Consider the following 19,060-nt stretch of genomic DNA (forward strand, 5'->3'; position numbering starts at 1 on the left):
CCGGGCGGCATGCGCGCCGGGGAATGCACCAGCGGCGACAATCCGCGACCACTCTGTTCCTGCCGCCGTGATCCTGCGCTTCGCCTTCGAACCCGCCGACAACACCCGCCTGGCCCGCGTCTGCGGCAGCCTGGATGCCCACCTGCGCGAGATCGAAGCCGCGCTGGGCGTGAAAGTCACGCGCCGCGACGCCGAGTTCCGCGTCGACGGCCCCAAGGCCGCCGCCGAACGCGCCAAGGCCTTGCTGGAAAACCTGTACGAACGCGCCAGGCGCCCGCTGCCGGCCGAGACGCTGCAACTCGCCCTCGTCGAGGCCAAGGCGCCCGAATCGTCCACGCCCGACGGCGACGGGCCGCTGGTGCTGCGCACCCGCCGCGCCGACCTGTCCGCCCGCACGCCGCGCCAGCACCAGTACCTGCAGCAGATCCTGTCGCACGACATCACCTTCGGCCTCGGACCGGCCGGCACCGGCAAGACCTTCCTGGCCGTGGCCTGCGCGGTCGACGCGCTGGAGCGCTCGACGGTGCAGCGCATCATCCTGACCCGCCCGGCGGTGGAGGCCGGCGAGCGCCTGGGCTTCCTGCCCGGCGACCTGACGCAGAAGGTCGACCCCTACCTGCGCCCGCTCTACGACGCGCTCTACGACCTGCTGGGCTTCGACCGCGTCACCAAGGCCTTCGAGAAGGGGCAGCTGGAGGTCGCGCCGCTGGCCTTCATGCGCGGCCGCACGCTCAACCACGCCTTCGTCATCCTCGACGAGGCGCAGAACACCACGCCCGAGCAGATGAAGATGTTCCTGACCCGCATCGGCTTCGGCAGCCGCTGCGTCGTCACCGGCGACACCAGCCAGATCGACCTGCCGCGCGGTACGCAGTCTGGCCTCATCGACGCCGAGCATGTGCTGGCCAAGGTCAAGGGCATCGCGATGACGCGCTTCACCAGCGCCGACGTCGTGCGCCACCCGCTGGTGGCACGCATCGTCGAGGCCTACGAGGCGCGAGCCCTGCGCGAGGCGCGCGAGGCATGAAGCCGGACCTCAGCCTGTCGCTGCAGTTTGCCGACCCGCGCCACCGCGCGCTGCTGCCGCGCCACAAGGTGCAGCGCTTCATCCGCGCGGCGCTGGAGCTGCCGGGCGAGATCGCCGTGCGTATCGTCGGCGCCGAGGAAGGCCGAGCGCTGAACCGCGACTATCGCGGCAAGGACTACGCGACCAATGTGCTGACCTTCGACTACGCGCATGAGCCGGTCGTCGGCGCCGACCTGGTCATCTGCGCCGAGGTCGTCGAGCGCGAGGCGGCCGAAATGGGCATCCCGCTGCTCGACCATTACGCCCACATGCTGGTGCACGGCACGCTGCACGCGCAGGGCTATGACCACGAGGCCGACGACGAGGCCGAAGCGATGGAGGCGCGCGAGAGCGAGATCCTGGCCGCGCTCGGCATCGTCGATCCCTACCGGCGTCGCTAGCGGCTGGTGCCCAGGTAGCGCTTGCGGCGGAACAGCAGCCACAGGCCCAGGGCGAGGACCACGATCAGCATCGTGGCTTCCCAGAAGCCGTTGGGGTTCTTGATCAGCGGCATCCACTCGAAGTTCATGCCGAAGATGCCGGTGATCAGGTTCAGCGGCAGGAAAATGGCCGTCAGCACGGTCAGCGTGCGCATGATGCTGTTGGTGCGGTGGCCCAGTGCGCTGAAATGCATCTGCACCGCGGACTCGGCTGAGGACTCCAGCCGGCGCACATGGGTCAGCACGCGCTCGACGTGCTCCAGCACATCCCGCGAGCGCACGCGCAGCAGCTCGCGCTCGCGCGTGACCTGTGGGTCGCCGTGGGCCGGCCATTCATCCAGCGCGTCTATCCATTCCTGGATGGCGCTGCGCTGGTCCTCGCAGGTGTCCTCCAGCCGGTGCAGCGCATCGCGGCTTTCCAGCAGCAGCGGCCAGTCGTTGAATTCGCTGTTCTGGTCCAGCAGCACGCGCTGCAGCGTGCCGAGCTGGCGCGTCAGCAGCCGGCGCAGCTCCAGGTAGCTGTCCACCATGTGGTTGACCATGCGCAGCATCAGGTCGGCGGGGCTGGTCGGCAGCCGCACGCTGCCGCGCGCGTTCGACTTGTCGCGGCCCTCGGTCAGGCGGTCCAGCTTTTGCGCAAAGAACTCGCGCACCTGGCAGTCGGTCGGATGCACGGTGACCAGCACGCGATCGAAGACGGCGAAGCCCACCGGGCTGGTGTCGATGGCGCGCAGCGCGCGCTGCGCCGAGGCCAGCGTGCCATGCTCGTCGTCGACGAACAGGTCCTGGCTGCCCGGCGCCGCAGCCAGCCGGCGGAACACCAGCATGTCGTACCAGGATGTGTAATCGAAGTGCGAGGGCAGCTGGTTGTTGATCAGGTCCGACACATGCAGGTCGACGATATTGCCGCAGCCCCAGCGCACCAGCGCCTGCTGCACGGCCGTCTCTCCCACCTCGAACTCGCGCCGGCCGTAGCCCAGCCACAGGAAGCCGCGTTCGGGCAGCGTCTCGGGCAGGGCTGGCAGCTCGGTGAAGCGGTCCGGCTCGATGTGGAAGACGCGCACCCGATCAGCCTTTCTTGAGCAACCGCGCCGCGTCCAGCGCGAAGTAGCTCAGCACGCCGTCGGCGCCGGCGCGCTTGAAGGCCAGCAGCGACTCCAGCATGACGGCGTCATGGTCCAGCCAGCCGTTGGCCGCAGCGGCCTTGACCATCGCGTACTCGCCGCTGACCTGGTAGGCAAAGGTCGGCACGCGGAACTCGTCCTTCACGCGGCGCACGATGTCCAGATACGGCAGGCCGGGCTTGACCATCACCATGTCGGCGCCTTCGGCCAGGTCCAGCGCCACCTCGCGCAGCGCCTCGTCGCTGTTGCCGGGGTCCATCTGGTAGGTCTTCTTGTCGGCCTTGCCGAGGTTGCCCGCCGAGCCGACCGCGTCGCGGAAGGGGCCGTAGAAGCTGCTCGCATACTTGGCGCTGTAGGCCATGATGCGCGTGTGGATGTGGCCGGCGGCCTCGAGCGCCTGGCGGATGGCACCGATGCGGCCGTCCATCATGTCGCTGGGCGCCACGATGTCGACACCCGCCTCGGATTGCGTCAAGGCCTGCCTGGCGAGGATCTCGACGGTGGTGTCGTTGATGATGTAGCCGCTCTCGTCGATGACACCGTCCTGGCCGTGGCTGGTGAACGGGTCCAGCGCCACGTCGGTCAGCACGCCCAGCTGCGGGAAGCGCTGCTTCAAGGCCCGCACGGCGCGCGGCACCAGGCCGTCGGGGTTGAGCGCTTCGGCGCCATCCGGCGTTTTCAGCGCGGCGTCGATGACGGGAAAAAGCGCGATGACCGGCACGCCGAGCTCGACGCATTGCTCGGCCGTGCGCAGCAGATGGTCGAGGCTCTGGCGCGACACGCCGGGCATCGAGGCGACGGCATCCACGCGGTTCTCGCCCTCGTGGATGAACACCGGCAGGATCAAGTCGCTGGCCTGCAGCGAATGCTCGCGGACCAGGGCGCGCGTGAAGGCGTCGCGGCGCAGGCGGCGCGGGCGCGCCGCGGGGTAGGCGGGGGATGTCATAAGTGAGCGGGTCAAGGTCGGATCCTCGGGCAGGACTGCAGATGAGGGGGCTGCGGCCCGGCGCGTGATGGACAACACATCCCGACGTCATTTATTCGTGACGCCTGCCGCTCAAGCGCGCTAAACTTGTCCGTGAATGATAGCCGCAAGGTGTTCATTCCCTGCTTTTCCTCCCTGAGCAGGAGCCTTAACGTGATGACAGCGATAAGGCTTTCTCGGCCCCGGTCTCGACCGGGGCCTTTTTTATCGTCACACGCCATGCGTCTCGCGCTGCGAGCCGCCCGGCGCTGGCGCGCGGCGGCCTTGCGGCCTCGTGCCGAGACGCCGATGGAGCCCTTCGGGCTCACGCTGCGGACGATTCATCGACGAGAAGCCCTGCCCATAATGGCCGCATGCTCTGGGTCAAAGCCTTCCACATCGTCTTCGTCGCCGCCTGGTTCGCCGGCCTGTTCTATCTCCCACGCATCTTCGTGAACCTGGCCATGGTGCCGGCCGACAGCCATGCCGAGCGCGAGCGCCTGCTGCTGATGGCGCACAAGCTGCACCGCTTCAGCAGCATCCTGATGGGCGTGGCGCTGCTGCTGGGCCTTTGGGTCTGGCTGGGTTTCGGCGCCGGGCGGTTCAGCGGCAGCTACTGGCTGCATGCCAAGCTGCTGCTGGTCGTCGGGGTCGTGGGCTACCACCACGTGAACCGCCGCCTGCTGCGCGGCTTCGAGGAACTGTCCAACCGCCGCAGCCACCGCTGGTTCCGCATCTACAACGAGACCGCCGTGCTGCTGTTCGCCGCCATCGTCGTGCTGGTGACCGTCAAGCCCTTCTGATCTGCGATGCACCGTCGGCAGAGCTCCGCCACCTGGCTGCTGCTGGCCCACATCGGGCTGGTCGTCTACGCCAGCCTCTATCCCTTCTGGCCGTGGCGCTGGCCGCCCGGCATGGGCCTGCCCTGGCTGTTCAACCTGCCCTGGCCGCCGCGCTTCTGGGCCTTCGACGTCGAAGCCAACCTGATCGGCTACATCCCGCTGGGCCTGCTCGGCTTCGCGGCAGCGGTTCGTTCGGGCCGAGGCATGCGCGCCGCCTGGCTGCTGGGCTTGCTGCCGGGGCCGCTGCTGTCCTTCGCCATGGAGACGCTGCAGTTCTTCGTGCCTGGCCGCGTGCCGTCGCTGTCGGACTGGGCGCTGAACGCTTGCGGCAGCACGTTGGGGGCGTTGCTCGGCGTCGTGCTCAGTGGCCTGGGCGGCCTGCAGCGCTGGGAGGACGTGCGCGACCATTGGTTCGGCGCCAGCAGCGCGCCGGCGCTGGCCTTGCTGGCGCTGTGGCCGCTTGCGCTGCTGTACCCGACGCCGCTGCCCTTCGGCCTCGGCCAATGGCTGCCCTGGTGGCGCGAGACGCTGCTGGACGCGCTGGTCGGCACGCCCTGGGCCTTGAACTGGGGCGACGCCGTCTCCGTCGAGCATGAACTGCCGCCGGGCCTGGAGGCGCTGGCCATCGGGCTGGGCCTGGTCGCACCGGTGTTGTTGATGATCACGGTAGCCCGGCCTGGCCTGCGCCGCCTGGTGCTGGCCGGCGGCGCCGTGCTGCTGGGGCTGCTGGGCACCGCGACGGCGACCGCGATGGCCTTCGGCCCCGACCATGCCTGGGCGTGGCTCAGCGACGCCACGCGGCCCGGCGTGGGCCTGGGCATCGTCCTGTCGCTGGTGGCCTGCCTGCTGCCGTCGCGCGTGGCCGCCGCGCTGGGGCTGTTCGGCCTGTGCGCGCTGATCGGCCTCATCAGCGTCGCGCCCAGCGACCCTTATCTGACGCTGAACATGCAGGCCTGGGAGCATGGTCGCTTCGTCAACCTGTACGGGTTGACGCGCTGGGTAGCCTGGACATGGCCCTTCATTGCGCTGGTCTGGCTGGCCGCTCGGCTGGTGCAGAAGCCCCGATGAGAGAATCAACCGCGATGAGTTACTACCAGCGCCACCTCTTCGTCTGCCTGAACCAGCGCGCCAACGGCGAAGCCAGTTGTGCCGACCACGACGCGCAGGCGGGATTCGATCACTGCAAGGCACGCGTCAAGCAGCTGGGCCTGGCCGGCAAGGGCGGCGTGCGGGTCAACAAGGCCGGCTGCCTGGACCGCTGCGCCGGCGGGCCGGTGGCCGTCGTCTACCCGGAGGCCGTCTGGTACTCCTGGGTCGACAAGAGCGATCTGGACGAGATCGTCGAAAGCCATCTGCGTGACGGCAAGGTCGTCGAACGCCTGGTGCTGCCGGACAGCGTCGGCCGATGAACGCCCAGACCGACAGGCGCCTCGTCCCCGGCCCGGCTGGGCAGATCGAGGTCGCCATCGACCTGCCTGCCGGCGGCATCACGCCGGTCGGCACCGCGCTGATCTGCCACCCCAACCCGACCCAGGGCGGCACGATGGACAACAAGGTCGTGCAGACGCTGGCGCGCGCCTTCATCCAGCTTGGCTGGCGCGCCGTGCGTTTCAACTTCCGCGGCATCGGCAAGTCCGAAGGCGCGTGGGACGAGGGCCGCGGGGAGGTGGACGACGCGCTGGCCGTGGCCGACGCCCTGCGCTCGCCCGGCGAGGCGCTGATCCTGTCGGGTTTCTCCTTCGGCGGCTATGTCGCCTCGCGCGCCGCCCAGCGTGTCAGCGAGCCGGCGCAGCGCCTGGTCCTCGTCGGCCCCGCCACGAGCCGTTTTGACACCGCCCCCGTGCCGGCCGACACCGTGGTCATCCACGGCGAGGTCGACGACGTCGTGCCCCTGTCCGCGGTGCTCGACTGGGCCCGGCCTCAGAGCCTGCCCGTCACCGTCGTCCCCGGCGTGGGCCATTTCTTCCACGGGCAGCTGCCGCTGCTCAAGTCCCTTGTGGTGCGCGCCTTCGACCCGACGAAGATCTGACCGCCGCTCGTGAACCGATCCCGATGAAACGTCTGCTAGCTTCCTTCTTCACTGCCATCTTCGTCACGTTCGGGCTGACCGCCCAGGCCCAGGCGCCGCAACCCCCCGAGATCGCCGCGCGCAACTACGTGCTGGTCGACCTGACCAGCCACAAGACACTCGCCGAGCGCGAGGCGGACGTGCCGCAGGAGCCGGCGTCACTGACCAAGCTGATGACGGCCTACGTCGTCTTCGGCGCGCTGCGGGACAAGAAGCTGACGCTGGAGCAGACCGTGACCGTGTCCAAGCGCGCCTGGGACGAGCGCAAGGGCGAACCCTCGCTGATGTTCATCGACACGACGATGACGCCCAAGGTCGATGAGCTGCTGCGCGGCCTCATCATCCAAAGCGGCAACGACGCGGCCGTGGCACTGGCTGAAAGCGTCGGCGGCAGCGTGGAGGGTTTCGTGCAGCTGATGAATCGCCAGGCGCAGGCCTGGGGCCTGAAGAACACCGAGTTCCGCAACGTGACCGGCATGTCCGAGCCGGGCCACAAGGCCAGCGCGCGCGACATCGCCACCATCGCCGCGCACATCATCACGGACTTCCCCGAGTACTACGCCTACTACTCGCAACGCGACTACACCTTCAACAAGATCCGGCAGGACAACCGCAACCTGCTGCTGCGCCGCGACCCGACCGTGGACGGCATGAAGACCGGCTACACCGAGGCCGCCGGCTATTGCCTGGTGGCGAGCGCCAACCGCGACTTCCCCAACGGCAAGCGCCGCCTGCTGTCCGTCGTCATGGGCACCAGTTCCAAGGAGGCCCGTGCGAGCGAAAGCCAGAAGCTGCTGAACTGGGGCTACACGGCCTTCGACGCGGTCAAGGTCTTCGACGCCGGCAAGGCGATCGCGACCGTGCCGGTCTGGAAGGGCGAGGCCAAGGAGGTCCAGCTGGGCGCTGCCGACGCAGTCTATGTCGCCGTGCCGCGCGGTGACGGCACCAAGCTGCAGACCCAGGTCGAGCGCACCGACCCGCTGGTCGCGCCTCTGAACAAGGGCCAGCGCGTCGGCACGCTGCGCGTGACGACGACCGCCGGTGCGCCGGTGGCCGAGGTGCCGCTGATCGTGCAGGAGGCTGTGCCGGTGGCCGGCCTCTTCGGCCGCGCCTTCGACTCCATCCGCCTGTGGATCAAGTGAACGAGGCACCGTGATGAATCTGCCACCCGACATCCCGCCCGAGCAGTCCCTGATCGAGTACCCGTCCCAGTTCCCGATCAAGGTGATGGGTGCTCACGTCGACGGCTTCGTCGAGGCCATCGCCCACGTGGCCAGGCAGTTCGACCCCGGCTTCGATGCCGCGACCATCGAACAGCGCCCCAGCAAGGGCGGCAACTACCTGGGCCTGACGATCACCATCACGGCCACAAGCCGCGAGCAGCTCGACGAGATCTACCGGACGTTGACCACGCACCCGATGGTCAAGGTCGTCCTTTGATGCATTGAGCCTTGACGGTGCCGCTGGAGGTCACCGCGCTGGACATCCAGCGTTCTCGTCGACCAGCAGTTGCGCGTGGGAAGCGACCGGGGGATCGGCTCACCGTCCCGCAAGCTCTGGCGGCGATGCGCCGGACGTTGAGCGCGCCTGGACAGGCGGTGCGGCTCGTGGGTTTGTCGGGCACAGGCAAGACGCGGCTGGTGCAAGCTCTCGTCGAAGCAGCCCGGGTGGCGAGCCGTTGCCAAGCCATTTGGCCGTGCATGGCGGCATGGGCCCGTGCGCAACTGCGGTGGATCAGCGGACGCATGACCCACTGGACGCACCCTGAACAGCGTTTCGAGTGATCAGCTTGCCGCGTCGGCGTCCTGCATCGCCTTGAGCTTGGCTTTGGCCGCCACGTCGCCGTTCTTGGCGGCCATGTCGTACCAGTAGCGCGCCAGGCGGTCGTCGGCCGCCACGCCGGTGCCGGTCTCGAACATCGCCGCGACGATGTACTGCGCGCCCACGTCGCCGGACTTGGCGGCTTCCAGGTACCAGCGGTGCGCCTGCGCCATGTCCTGTGTGCGGCCGCGGCCGAGGTAGTAGCAGGTGGCGATAGCCAGCGCGCCGTCGCCGCTGCCATGCTCGGCGGCGCGCTCGAACCAGCCGCAGGCCGCCTTGGGGTCGGGTTTGCGGTGGCGACCCTGCTCGATCATTTCGCCCAGCGCGTTTTCGGCCAGCGCATGCTGTTGGGCCGCCGCACGTTGCAGCCACCGCCAGGCCTGGGCGTCGCTGGCGCCCGGCAGCTCGCGGCGCAGGTTCATCATCGCGAGGTTGAATTGGCCGAGCGCCTCACCGCGCCGGGCGGACTCGGCAAAGCCCTGGGCCGCGGCCTTGAGGTCGCCGTTGTCGTAGGCGGTCAGCGCGTCGGACAGCGTGGCGGCGTGCGCGGCCGAGGCAACCAGCAACGCGGAGATCAGTGCAGTCTTCATCGGGTCCAGTCGGCTCAGGTGGGCGAGGGCTTACAGCGCCTGCCTATGATGCCCGCATGATCGTCAAGACCCTCGGGCGGGTCGATTACCTGCCCACGCTGGAGGCCATGCGCGCCTTCACGGCGGCGCGCGATGCAGACACACCGGACGAGCTCTGGCTCTGCGAGCACTCGCCCACCTTCACGCAAGGCATCGCCGGCAAGCCGGAGCACCTGCTGCTGCCCGGCGACATTCCCGTCGTGACGACCGAGCGCGGCGGCCAGGTCACGTACCACGGCCCCGGCCAGGTGACGGCCTACCCGCTGGTCGACCTGCGGCGCCTGGGCATCTTCGTCAAGGAGTACGTCTTCCGCCTGGAGACGGCCCTCATCCAGACGCTGGACAGCTACGGCGTGACCGGTCTGCGCGTGGCCAGCGCGCCAGGCATCTACGTGCGGCCGGCCGACCCCGGCAGCCATGCAGCGCTGAGCGGGCCGGTCGATCCGCACGACGCCTTCAAGGGCCTGGCCAAGGTGGCGGCGCTGGGCATCAAGGTCAGCCGGCACTGCACGTACCACGGCCTCGCGCTCAATGTCGCGATGGACCTGGAACCCTTCCAGCGCATCAATCCTTGCGGTTACGCAGGGCTTCAAACCACCAGCCTCGATAAACTCGGGGTTTTCACCGACTGGCCCACCGCGGCCGGCCGGCTCGCCGAGCGGCTCTCGGCACAGCTCTCGCCACAGCTCTCGCCATGACCATGTCCGACACGACCTACGACCCGACGATCAAGCAAAAGGCCGAGGCCAAGACCTCCCGCATCCCGATCAAGATCGTGCCGGCCGAGGTGCTGAAGAAGCCGGACTGGATCCGCGTGAAGGCCGGTTCGCCGACGACGCGCTTCTACGAGATCAAGCAGATCCTGCGCGAGCACAAGCTGCATACGGTCTGCGAAGAAGCCAGCTGCCCCAACATCGGCGAATGCTTCGGCAAGGGCACGGCCACCTTCATGATCATGGGCGACAAGTGCACGCGCCGCTGCCCGTTCTGCGACGTGGGCCACGGCCGGCCGGACCCGCTGGACGTGGACGAGCCGCTGAACCTGGCCAAGACGATCGCGGCGCTCAAGCTCAAGTACGTCGTCATCACCAGCGTGGACCGCGACGACCTGAAGGACGGCGGCGCCGGTCATTTCGCCGAGTGCATCACCAAGACGCGCGAGCTGTCGCCGACGACGCAGATCGAGGTGCTGGTGCCCGACTTTCGCGGCCGCGCCGACCGTGCACTCAACATCCTGAAGGCCGCGCCGCCGGACGTGATGAACCACAACCTGGAAACCGCGCCGCGCCTGTACAAGGAAGCGCGGCCGGGCTCGGACTACCAGTTCAGCCTGGACCTCCTGCGCCGTTTCAAGGAAGAAGTGCCGGGCGTGCCGACCAAGAGCGGCATCATGGTCGGCCTGGGCGAGACCGACGACGAGATCCGCCAGGTCATGCGCGACATGCGCGCGCACGACATCGACATGATCACCATCGGCCAGTACCTGGCGCCGTCAGGTCACCACCTGCCGGTGCGCCGTTACGTGACGCCGGACATGTTCAAGCAGTTCGAGAAGGAAGCCTACGAGCTGGGCTTCACGCACGCCGCCGTCGGTGCGATGGTGCGCTCCAGCTACCACGCGGACGAGCAGGCGCACGCGGCGCTGAACCCGGTCGCTTAACCGCCCAGCGCCGCCGGCCGGCCGGGGCGCGGCTGCGGCGCCATCGGCGGCACCTGGGGCGACTCGTTCAGCCGCAGGAACTTGAAGCCGGCCAGCGCCGCCTTGTTCTGCCCCGCCTGGCGCGCATCGCGCTCGGCCATGCGGGCGATGAAAGCCTGCAGCGTTTCCTCGCGCACCTGCGGCTCGGCCGAGTGCAGCAGGCGCCGCGAGCCGTCCGCGCCGGTGACGATCAGCCCGACATGCGACGCGTAGTAGTTGCCGTTGCGGCCCGAGATCACGTTGACGAAATCGCCGTCCCGCAGCTGCGCCTCGATGGCGGCCACGTCCTGCTTGGCGACATAGACATCGTCGTAAGGCTGCACCGGGATGTCGCGCTGGATCTTGAACTGCTTGAGCAGGAAGGCCTGGCGGTCGATGCGCTGGTGGTAGGGCTGCGTGGGCGCACCGAGCGTGGCGGTCACATCCTGGACCAGCCAGCGGTTGGCGATGTTCCAGTCGGCCTCGGTGTAGTGGTTCCGTGTGGCCGTGCCGATGACGCCGTCGCGGTAGCGGATGCGCTGCAGCATCCAGAAGAATTCCTCCCAGGACGCGCTCAGCGCCATCGCATAGGTGTGCTCGACGAACACCACGCAGTCGCTCTTGGCCAGGTTGAACAGCGGCTGCGTGTCGTAGGTTTCGTACGGAAACTCGCCCAGCAGGAACAGCTCATAGGGCTGGCCGATGTTCTTGCGCGCCAGCGCCGCGATGCGCTGGCGCAGGTCGGGCTGGTCCAGCTGCTGCCAAGCGAGGAAACGGCCCAGCTCGGCGGGCTGCATCTCGTAGAGCGGCTTGTTGAGCAGGTTGCCCAACTGGGCGGCATCAAGGCCGACGCGGCTGGCAGCATCGAGCTGCACAGCGCTGGCCGGCACCTGCGGCGGTGCCGGCGGTTGGTGGGCGCAGGCCGTCAGCAGCAGCGCAACGGCCAGGGAACCGAGAGTCTTTTGCATCGCACCAGTGTCAGCCAAGCTGCGGAGTCTTGGGCATGACACATCGTCGGCCGCCCATAACGGGCGGGAAGAGGCCGTTCAGGCTTCGGCCAGCAACTGCTCGATGAGCCCGTGCAGCGCGGCGAAGTCCGGCTCGCCGACGTAGCGCTTGACGATCTCGCCGCGCTTGTTGATGAGGAAGGTCGTCGGCGTCATCTGCACCGGGCCGAAGGCCTGGGCGACGCTGCCGGTGTTGTCGATGGCCACGCCGAACGGCAGGCCGCGCGTCTCGGCAAACTTCGAAACGAAGGCGGGCGGGTCGTAGCTCATGGCCACCGCCAGCGTGTCGAGGCCGCGGGCCTTGAACTTCTGGTGCGTGGCGACGATCTGCGGCATCTCCTTCACGCAGGTCGCGCAGCTGGTGGCCCAGAAGTTCACCAACATGACCTTGCCGGCCCACTGCTGGGAGCTGGCCTTCTGGCCGTTCAGCAGCGTGTAGTCGACGGCCGGTGCGCGGTCGCGCGCGCAGCCGGTCAACGCCGCGCCGATCAGCACGAGGGCAGGGAGGAGGGTGCGGCGGGACAGCATGGCCGCCATTCTAGGAAACTGTTCAATTCCTCTTCGCCAGCTCGAACATCAGCAGCGACGGCAGCGCGTCGGGCAGGTGGCGACGCGAGATGCGGGCCACGCCGTCGCTGGTGGCGGTGGAAAGCTGGGTGCGGTGCTCGCCGTCGAACATTTCGACGAAGGCGAAGTCCGGCGCGTCGTGGCTGATGCCGGCGATCAGCTGCAGCAGCGCCTCGTTCATCAGCGCCGCGTCGAACAGCAGCACATGCGGCAGGCCTTCGCGGCAGAACTGTTCGGCCTCGGCCACGCTGCCGACCACGTCGACCAGCATGCCCATGTGGCGCACGGCCGCCTGCGCCTCGGCGCGCAGGTCGCGATTGGCCGCCAGGATCAGCAGTTGGCAACCGGCCAGCGGCCGCGAGTTGCCGCCCATGCGCTCCACCTCCGCCTCCAGCCGGCTGACGGTGCTGTCGGGCGGTGGGGCCTCGTCCGGTGCCAGCTGGTTGAACTCCAGCGTCAGCAGCGTGATGCCCGACTCCTGCTCGCGCAGCGGCAGGACGCCCAAGGTGATGGCGGTCTGCTCCAGCAGCCGCCAGGCGAGGGAGTCGAGGCCCGGTGACGTGCCGGCCGGCTCGGCGGCGTCGCCCAGCAGCTCCAGCGAGCGATGGGCGAAGCGGCAGCTCAGCCGCGCCTTCACGGGCCAGGGCGTCAGGTCCAGGCGCAGGTCGACGGAGGAATGCGTGTTGGCCAGCGCCCAGTCCATCAGCGCGTTCAGCAGCGCGAACAACAGGGCGCCATCGGCCCAGATCTCCACCGGCTTGAGCGACTGGCGCACCTGCACGCCACGCGCCTGGGTCTCGCGGCTGCGCTGGGCGAGCACGCTGCGCAGCATCTGCGTCAGGTGCTGGCGCTCGCGGTTCAGGCGCAGCCGGCCGGAGGCCAGGCGGGCGAGCTGCTGGCCCAGCATGCCGGCGGTGCGGGCGTCGTCCACGCTGCGGCGCAACAGGCGCAAGCCGCGGCGGTCGATCTGGCCGGTGGCGGCGAGGTTCTGGATCTGCTCCAGCGCCGCGCTCAGCGGCCCCGCGATCTCGGCGCCCAGCTGCTGGACGATGTCGGCCCACTGCACCGGGCTCGGCTCAGACGTGACATCGTTGGCGGCGCTGACTGGCGCGGAGGAAGGCGGTGTGGACATGACCCCGGGTGACGGTTCCCGCGCCGGATGGTTCTAGGTTGTTGGCCCGCCGCGGTATGAAAGCGCATGCTGAAGACAGGACGCCGCCGCCTCCATCCCCTGCCCGGGGGGAAACCCTGGGTTCAGGGGTGGGTTACTCCTCAGGCGATGACGCCCCCGGCACGCCAATTCGTGATTTCTTCCACGCTACAGCCGGCTTCGCGCAACAACTCGTCGCTGTGTTGGCCGAGCAGCGGTGGCGCAAGACGGTACTGCACCGGGGTGGCGGACAGCTTCATCGGACTGGCAACAAGGCGCAACGCCGGTGTCAGCGGGTGATCCACGGCGACGACGGCGCCACGGGACCGGGCCTGCGGGTCATTCAATGCCTCGTCGATGCCGTTGATCGACCCGCAAGGCACCTTGGCCGCCTCCAGCGCAGCTAGCCATTCAGCGCGTGGCCGCTGGCGGATGACTTCTTCCAGCAGCGGGACGAGAACCTCCCGGTGACGCACTCGCTCCGAGTTCGTCGCGAAGCGCACATCGGCCGCCCATGCCGGCCGGCCGGCCACATCGCAGAATTTGGCGAACTGTCGGTCGTTGCCGACGGCCAGGATCAGGTGGCCGTCGCTGGCCTCGAAGACCTGGTAGGGAACGATGTTCTGGTGCGCATTGCCCATGCGGCCTGGCACCTTGCCGCTGCACAAATAGTTGCTTCCCAGGTTGGCCAGCATCGCGAGCTGGGTGTCCAGCAGCGCCATGTCGATGACCTGGCCTTGGCCGGTGGCGTCGCGGTGGCGCAGCGCCGCCAGGATGGCGACCGTCGCGTACATGCCGGTGAACAGGTCGGCGACGGCCACGCCCACCTTCTGCGGGCCGCCGCCGGGCAGGTCATCGCGCTCGCCGGTCACGCTCATCAACCCGCCCATGCCCTGCACGGCGTAGTCATAGCCGGCACGCTCGGCGTAGGGGCCCGTCTGGCCGAAGCCGGTGATGGAGCAGATGACGAGGCCGGGATGCTCGGCCAGGAGGCTTTGCGCGTCCAGGCCGTAACGCGCCAGGTCGCCGACCTTGAAGTTCTCCACCAACACGTCCACCTGGCCGGCCAGCCGGCGCACGATGGCCTGGCCCTCAGAAGTGGCCAGGTCGACCGCCAGCGAGCGCTTGTTGCGGTTGGCGCCAAGGAAATAAGCCGCCTCGGTCGTGTCGCGGCCGTCGGCATCCTTCAGGTAAGGCGGGCCCCAGGCGCGCGTGTCGTCGCCGCTGCCGGGGCGCTCGATCTTGATGACGTCGGCGCCGAGGTCGGCCAGCGTCTGGGTGCACCATGGGCCGGCCAGCACGCGCGACAGGTCCAGAACGCGCACGCCGGCCAACGCTTGCGGGGCTTGAGGGGAGGGCATCTCTTGCATGGTGGAATTGTCGGGGGACCGCTGCCGATAATTCGCCCATGCGCCGCTCCCCCACCGCCGGATTTGCCCTAGTGCTGCTGCTCACGGCCTGCCAGCCGGCGTTGAACTGGCGCGAGTCGCGCCCGGCAGGTTCCGGCGCCGTGGCCCAGTTCCCCTGCAAGCCGGAGGTGGCGCAGCGGCAGGGCATGGGTCTGGCGCAGTGCGAGGCCGGCGGCAGCGGTTTTGCGCTGTCCTGGGCCGACACGCCGGACCCGACGCAGGCCGGTGCCGCCCTGAAGGCGATGGCGCAGGCACTGGCGGGCAAGCTGGGCCAACCGCTGCCGCCGCCCCAGCCGCTGCAGGTGCCCGGCATGACCCCGCTGCCGGAAGCCGCGCAGCACCGCCTCACCGGCGCCGCGGGCGTCACCCGCATCGCCGTGTTCGCGCATGGCGGGCGGGTCTACCAGGCCGTGATGACGGCGCCGCAGGACGACCCGGCGGCGTGGGATAGCTTCGTCACCGGGCTGCGCGTCGAGCCCGCCCGCTAACATGCCCCTATGCCCAATCTGCTCGTGATCGCCCACGCGCCGCTCGCCTCGGCGCTGCGGCAGGTGGCCGAACACACCTTCCCCGACTGCGCCCCGACGCTGACCGTGCTCGACGTCCACCCCGGCATGTGCGCGGACGACGTCGAAACGGCCGCGCGGGCGCTGATGGAGAAGGCCGGCCAGCCGGAGTGGCTGGTGCTGACCGATGTGTTCGGCGCGACGCCCTGCAACGGCGCCCTGCGCCTGGCCGGCGAGCAGGTGCAGGTGCTCAGCGGTGTCAGCGTGCCCATGCTTTGGCGCACGCTCTGCTACGCCGGCCGGAATCCCCTGACCGAGCTGGCCCGGCGCGCCGTGCAGGGCGCGGTCAGCGGCGTCACCGCCACGCCTCCCTTGCCTCCCGACGAATGATCAAGTCCACCCTCACCATCAGCAACAAGCTGGGTCTTCACGCACGCGCCTCCGCCAAGCTGACCAAACTGGCCGGCAGCTTCAAGTGCGAGGTCTACATGAGCCGCAACGGCCGGCGCGTGAACGCCAAGAGCATCATGGGCGTCATGATGCTGGCCGCCGGCATCGGCGCCAGCGTCGAACTGGAGACGGACGGCGAAGACGAGCAGGCCGCCCAGGACGCGATCACCGCCCTCGTCAACGACAAGTTCGGCGAAGGGCAGTGATCAGCCGGTGACGCGCCTGAAGCGCGCCGGCAGGTCGGCGGTGCGCAGCAGCAGGGGCAGGTCGGCCGTGTTGAAGTCCGGGTCCCAGGCGGGCTCGCCCATCAGCTTGGCGCCGCAGCGCAGGTAGCCACGGATCAGCGCCGGCGCTTCGACGACGAGGTCCTGCCGCAGGTGCGCGATGGGCAGCGGCAGCCGCGGTCGCACTTGGCAGTCGATGGGCGCGAGGTGCTGGGCGGCGATCTGCCGCCAAAGGCTGGCCGCAAAGTGGCCGCCGTCGCGCATGCTGACGCTGGCGCAGCCGATGACGGTGTCCAGGCCGTTGCGCGCCATGAACGCCGCGAGCGCCCCCCACAGCGCCATGATGGCGCTGCCGCTGCGATGGTCCGCATGCACGCAGGAGCGCCCGATCTCGGCAATGCGGGGGCGCAGCGCGCGCAGTCGCGTCAGGTCGAACTCGGTGTCGCTGTACAGCCCGCCGGCCCGCTTGGCGGCTGCGGGCGTCAGCACACGGTAGGTGCCGATGACGGCGCCAGGCTCGCCGTCGTCGCCCTCGGTGCGCACGAGCAGGTGCTCGCAGTAGGCGTCGAAGAGGTCGATGTCGAGCCCGGCCGGTGCATGCTTGGGCGACGCCAGGCGTGCGCCCATCTCGACGGCGAAGACCTCGTAGCGCAAGGCTTGGGCTTCGCGCACCTCGGACTCGCTGTTTGCCCAGCTGATGCTCAGGCGGGCGGTAGGCGCGCGCGATGGGCGCGGCAGGGAAGCTGCGTGCAACGACGCATGCATGAGGATCTGGCTGCGGTTCATGCCGGCCATGCTGGTCGGCCCGTCTGACGCCGCAGTGAAGGTCCCATGAAAAAACCATGACGGGCGAGGTTGTTGCAAGCGGCTACATTGGCCCCTCGATCTGCGGAGTGCGCTGATGAGTTTTCAGGTGTTCGGCATTGCGGTCTCGCGCGGCGTGGCCATCGGTCGCGCCGTGCTGGTGGCCTCCAGCCGTGTGGACGTGGCCCACTATTTCGTCTCACCCGATGAGATCCAGAGCGAGATCGCCCGCCTGCTGCGCGCCCGCGACGCCGTCGTGCATGAGCTGGCCACGCTGAAGGACGAGCTGCCCGGCGACGCGCCCCACGAACTCGCCGCGCTGCTGGACGTGCACCTGATGCTGCTGCACGACGAGGCGCTGACCGGCAGCGCGAGCCAATGGATCGTCGACCGGCACTACAACGCGGAATGGGCGCTGTCCGCGCAGCTCGAAGTGCTGGCGCGCCAGTTCGATGAGATGGAGGATGACTACCTGCGCGAGCGCAAGGCCGACCTGGAGCAGGTGGTCGAGCGTGTGCTGGGCGCACTCGCGCAGGAGGCGGGCAAGGCGCCGCCGCCGGTCAGGCCTCGCGACTTCGGCGGCGAGGACCCGCTGCTGCTGGTCGCTGCCGACATCGCGCCGGCCGACATGATCCAGTTCAAGCGCAGCGTCTTCCGCGGCTTCATCACCGATATCGGCGGAAAGACCTCGCACACCGCCATCGTCGCGCGCAGCATGGACATCCCGGCCGTGGTCGGTACCCGCGAGGCTTCGCGGCTGATCATGCAGGACGACTGGGTGATCATCGACGGCGATGCCGGCACCGTCATCGTGAATCCCTCGCCCATCGTGCTGGAGGAGTACCGCTTCCGACAGCGCCAGAGCGAGCTGGAACGGGCGCGCCTCGCGCGCCTGCGCCACACGCCCGCCGTGACGCTGGACGGCGTGCAAGTCGACCTGCACGCCAACATCGAGATGCCGGTCGATGCCGAGTCGGCAGTCGCCGCTGGCGCGACGGGCGTCGGCCTCTTCCGCAGCGAATTCTTGTTCATGAACCGCGACGGTGAACTGCCCAGCGAGGAAGAGCAGTTCATCGCCTACAAGGCGGCCGTCGAATCGATGAAGGGCATGCCGGTCACCATTCGCACGGTGGACGTTGGCGCTGACAAGCCGCTGGACCGGCTCACCGTCAACGAATTGCGCCACGAGCATGTACTCAACCCCGCCATGGGGCTGCGCGCGATCCGCTGGAGCCTCGCTGAGCCCAGCATGTTCCGCCAGCAGCTGCGCGCGATCTACCGCGCCAGCGCCTACGGCAAGGTCAGGCTGCTGATTCCGATGGTGGCGCACCTGAGCGAGGTGCGCCAGATCCTGGAGACCATCAGGAAGGTGCAGCAGCAACTGACCGACGCCGGCCATGCCTTCACCCGCGTGGAGCTGGGCGTCATGATCGAGATTCCCGCGGCCGCCGTCATGCTGCCGCTGCTGCTGCGTCACGTCGACTTTGTCTCCATCGGCACCAACGACTTGATCCAGTACACGCTGGCGATCGACCGAGCCGACGAGGCGGTGGCCCATCTGTATGACCCCTGGCATCCGGCGGTGTTGCAGCTCATCAGCCAATCCATCGCCCAGGCCAACGCCGCGGGCAAAGGTGTGAGCGTCTGCGGCGAAATGGCCGGGGATCCCGACTTCACGGAATTGCTGCTGGCCATGGGGTTGCGCAGCTTCTCCATGCATCCATCGCAGATCCCTGCCGTGAAGCAGCGCGTGCTCCGCGCTGACGCGCAGCGCTTGGCGAGCGCATTGCCGCGGCTGCTGGAAAGCGAAGACCCACGCGCGACTGCTGAGAAAGAGTTGTCAGCCGCCAGAAGCGGCGCGGCGATCGTTCATTGATCCCGATCTGCGGCGTCCGCAGTTTCTCTATATTGATAGACGCGCATCCCTGCTGGAAATGCAGGGCGCGACCACCGCCTTGAGAGCGCAGGCTCTTTGGACGGCGCCAGATGAAAAACGGTCCACACCTCTTGCGCCGGCTGAAAAACCTGTGCTAAAGTCGTGGGCTTCGCTGATCACAGCGCTGCAGCCGGAAACGGCGGCGGAGCGGGATGAGCGAAGGCGGGCTGAGAGGCTCGTCAGGCGGGCTTGAGAGAGTCCACGAGCGCTGAGAAGTTCAAAGAATTTTTCAAAAAGCGCTTGACGACGCTGCAAAAGCAGATCAAAATCTCGCCTCTTTGCTGCTGACGACTGAATGCGAAAGCAAACAGCATGAGGCGACAAAGAAAGAAGCAAAGTTGCTGAGTATCGAGAAAAGAAATTTTCAAAAATACT

At 68.5% G+C, this 19,060-nt stretch carries 24 protein-coding genes; 15 read left to right on the forward strand and 9 right to left on the reverse strand.

Annotated elements, in window-relative coordinates; all coding sequences use genetic code 11:
* Positions 1–67: 67 nt before the first annotated feature.
* On the forward strand, positions 68–1,027 hold the full coding sequence (locus ASD35_RS16355) for a PhoH family protein (protein WP_056876026.1): 960 nt from the start codon (positions 68–70) through the stop codon (positions 1,025–1,027).
* Positions 1,024–1,467, forward strand: a complete 444-nt coding sequence (gene ybeY / locus ASD35_RS16360; RefSeq protein WP_056876027.1) for an rRNA maturation RNase YbeY — start codon at positions 1,024–1,026, stop codon at positions 1,465–1,467. The genes ASD35_RS16355 and ybeY overlap by 4 nt, the downstream gene beginning before the upstream one ends.
* Here the strand turns inward: ybeY and ASD35_RS16365 are convergent.
* Complete coding sequence (locus ASD35_RS16365; protein WP_056876028.1) at positions 1,464–2,570, reverse strand: magnesium transporter CorA family protein; 1,107 nt, start codon at positions 2,568–2,570, stop codon at positions 1,464–1,466. The two genes, ybeY and ASD35_RS16365, sit on opposite strands and share 4 nt — an antisense overlap.
* Before the next feature lie 4 nt (positions 2,571–2,574).
* A complete protein-coding gene (gene hemB / locus ASD35_RS16370) occupies positions 2,575–3,576 on the reverse strand; it encodes a porphobilinogen synthase (protein ID WP_056876029.1) in 1,002 nt (333 codons plus the stop codon).
* A 392-nt stretch (positions 3,577–3,968) separates the two neighbouring features.
* Here hemB and ASD35_RS16375 point away from each other — a divergent pair, with 392 nt between their 5' ends.
* From ASD35_RS16375 to ASD35_RS28125, 7 genes are read left to right on the forward strand one after another with little or no spacing between them, the layout of a single operon-like run.
* Positions 3,969–4,397 carry a CopD family protein gene (locus tag ASD35_RS16375; RefSeq protein WP_056876030.1) on the forward strand — a complete coding sequence of 143 codons (429 nt, stop codon included), beginning with the start codon at positions 3,969–3,971 and terminating at the stop codon, positions 4,395–4,397.
* Positions 4,398–4,403: 6 nt separating this feature from the next.
* Complete coding sequence (locus ASD35_RS16380) at positions 4,404–5,504, forward strand: VanZ family protein (protein ID WP_056876031.1); 1,101 nt, start codon at positions 4,404–4,406, stop codon at positions 5,502–5,504.
* 14 nt (positions 5,505–5,518) lie between these two features.
* Positions 5,519–5,845 (forward strand): ferredoxin, encoded by a 327-nt coding sequence (locus tag ASD35_RS16385; RefSeq protein WP_056876032.1) that lies wholly within the window; start codon positions 5,519–5,521, stop codon positions 5,843–5,845.
* Positions 5,842–6,465: an alpha/beta hydrolase gene (locus ASD35_RS16390; protein WP_056876033.1), complete on the forward strand. Its 624-nt coding sequence runs from the start codon at positions 5,842–5,844 to the stop codon at positions 6,463–6,465. The genes ASD35_RS16385 and ASD35_RS16390 overlap by 4 nt, the downstream gene beginning before the upstream one ends.
* A 23-nt stretch (positions 6,466–6,488) precedes the next feature.
* Positions 6,489–7,646, forward strand: a complete 1,158-nt coding sequence (locus tag ASD35_RS16395) for a D-alanyl-D-alanine carboxypeptidase family protein (RefSeq protein WP_056876034.1) — start codon at positions 6,489–6,491, stop codon at positions 7,644–7,646.
* Positions 7,647–7,659: 13 nt separating this feature from the next.
* Positions 7,660–7,944: a DUF493 family protein gene (locus tag ASD35_RS16400; RefSeq protein ID WP_056876035.1), complete on the forward strand. Its 285-nt coding sequence runs from the start codon at positions 7,660–7,662 to the stop codon at positions 7,942–7,944.
* An 11-nt stretch (positions 7,945–7,955) separates the two neighbouring features.
* Positions 7,956–8,288, forward strand: a complete 333-nt coding sequence (locus ASD35_RS28125; protein ID WP_235538370.1) for a hypothetical protein — start codon at positions 7,956–7,958, stop codon at positions 8,286–8,288.
* Here ASD35_RS28125 and ASD35_RS16405 read toward each other — a convergent pair whose 3' ends face one another.
* A complete protein-coding gene (locus ASD35_RS16405; protein ID WP_056876036.1) occupies positions 8,289–8,915 on the reverse strand; it encodes a tetratricopeptide repeat protein in 627 nt (208 codons plus the stop codon).
* A 56-nt stretch (positions 8,916–8,971) separates the two neighbouring features.
* Here ASD35_RS16405 and lipB point away from each other — a divergent pair, with 56 nt between their 5' ends.
* Positions 8,972–9,652, forward strand: a complete 681-nt coding sequence (lipB, locus tag ASD35_RS16410) for a lipoyl(octanoyl) transferase LipB (protein ID WP_056876037.1) — start codon at positions 8,972–8,974, stop codon at positions 9,650–9,652.
* Positions 9,649–10,614 (forward strand): lipoyl synthase, encoded by a 966-nt coding sequence (gene lipA / locus ASD35_RS16415; protein WP_056876038.1) that lies wholly within the window; start codon positions 9,649–9,651, stop codon positions 10,612–10,614. The genes lipB and lipA overlap by 4 nt, the downstream gene beginning before the upstream one ends.
* Here lipA and ASD35_RS16420 read toward each other — a convergent pair.
* The 4 genes from ASD35_RS16420 to ASD35_RS16435 all read right to left on the reverse strand — a co-directional run bounded on the left by ASD35_RS16420 (position 10,611) and on the right by ASD35_RS16435 (position 14,726).
* Positions 10,611–11,600: an N-acetylmuramoyl-L-alanine amidase-like domain-containing protein gene (locus ASD35_RS16420; protein WP_056876039.1), complete on the reverse strand. Its 990-nt coding sequence runs from the start codon at positions 11,598–11,600 to the stop codon at positions 10,611–10,613. The two genes, lipA and ASD35_RS16420, sit on opposite strands and share 4 nt — an antisense overlap.
* Before the next feature lie 78 nt (positions 11,601–11,678).
* Positions 11,679–12,167 (reverse strand): TlpA disulfide reductase family protein, encoded by a 489-nt coding sequence (locus ASD35_RS16425; protein ID WP_082580218.1) that lies wholly within the window; start codon positions 12,165–12,167, stop codon positions 11,679–11,681.
* A 22-nt stretch (positions 12,168–12,189) separates the two neighbouring features.
* On the reverse strand, positions 12,190–13,338 hold the full coding sequence (locus ASD35_RS16430) for a hypothetical protein (protein WP_157275613.1): 1,149 nt from the start codon (positions 13,336–13,338) through the stop codon (positions 12,190–12,192).
* 140 nt (positions 13,339–13,478) lie between these two features.
* The gene (locus tag ASD35_RS16435; protein ID WP_235538371.1) at positions 13,479–14,726 is read right to left on the reverse strand and encodes a CaiB/BaiF CoA-transferase family protein; all 1,248 of its coding nucleotides are present in this window, start codon (positions 14,724–14,726) and stop codon (positions 13,479–13,481) included.
* A gap of 38 nt (positions 14,727–14,764) precedes the next feature.
* Between ASD35_RS16435 and ASD35_RS16440 the strand changes: the two genes are divergently transcribed.
* From ASD35_RS16440 to ASD35_RS16450, 3 genes are read left to right on the forward strand one after another with little or no spacing between them, the layout of a single operon-like run.
* On the forward strand, positions 14,765–15,253 hold the full coding sequence (locus ASD35_RS16440) for a hypothetical protein (protein ID WP_157275614.1): 489 nt from the start codon (positions 14,765–14,767) through the stop codon (positions 15,251–15,253).
* A 9-nt stretch (positions 15,254–15,262) separates the two neighbouring features.
* Positions 15,263–15,661: a PTS sugar transporter subunit IIA gene (locus tag ASD35_RS16445; protein WP_056876042.1), complete on the forward strand. Its 399-nt coding sequence runs from the start codon at positions 15,263–15,265 to the stop codon at positions 15,659–15,661.
* Complete coding sequence (locus ASD35_RS16450; RefSeq protein ID WP_056876043.1) at positions 15,658–15,927, forward strand: HPr family phosphocarrier protein; 270 nt, start codon at positions 15,658–15,660, stop codon at positions 15,925–15,927. Before ASD35_RS16445 ends, ASD35_RS16450 begins: the two co-directional genes overlap by 4 nt.
* Here the strand turns inward: ASD35_RS16450 and ASD35_RS16455 are convergent, their stop codons facing one another.
* Positions 15,928–16,731 (reverse strand): GNAT family N-acyltransferase, encoded by an 804-nt coding sequence (locus ASD35_RS16455; RefSeq protein WP_157275615.1) that lies wholly within the window; start codon positions 16,729–16,731, stop codon positions 15,928–15,930.
* A 115-nt stretch (positions 16,732–16,846) separates the two neighbouring features.
* Between ASD35_RS16455 and ptsP the strand changes: the two genes are divergently transcribed.
* Positions 16,847–18,625 (forward strand): phosphoenolpyruvate--protein phosphotransferase, encoded by a 1,779-nt coding sequence (gene ptsP / locus ASD35_RS16460; RefSeq protein WP_056876045.1) that lies wholly within the window; start codon positions 16,847–16,849, stop codon positions 18,623–18,625.
* Between the two features lie 27 nt (positions 18,626–18,652).
* On the opposite strand, the gene ASD35_RS28130 is transcribed toward ptsP, so the two are convergent.
* Positions 18,653–19,060 (reverse strand): hypothetical protein (locus ASD35_RS28130; protein WP_235538372.1); only part of this gene is annotated, 408 nt, incomplete at its 5' end.

The organism is Pelomonas sp. Root1444 (genome assembly GCF_001426885.1).
Classification (GTDB): domain Bacteria; phylum Pseudomonadota; class Gammaproteobacteria; order Burkholderiales; family Burkholderiaceae_C; genus Pelomonas.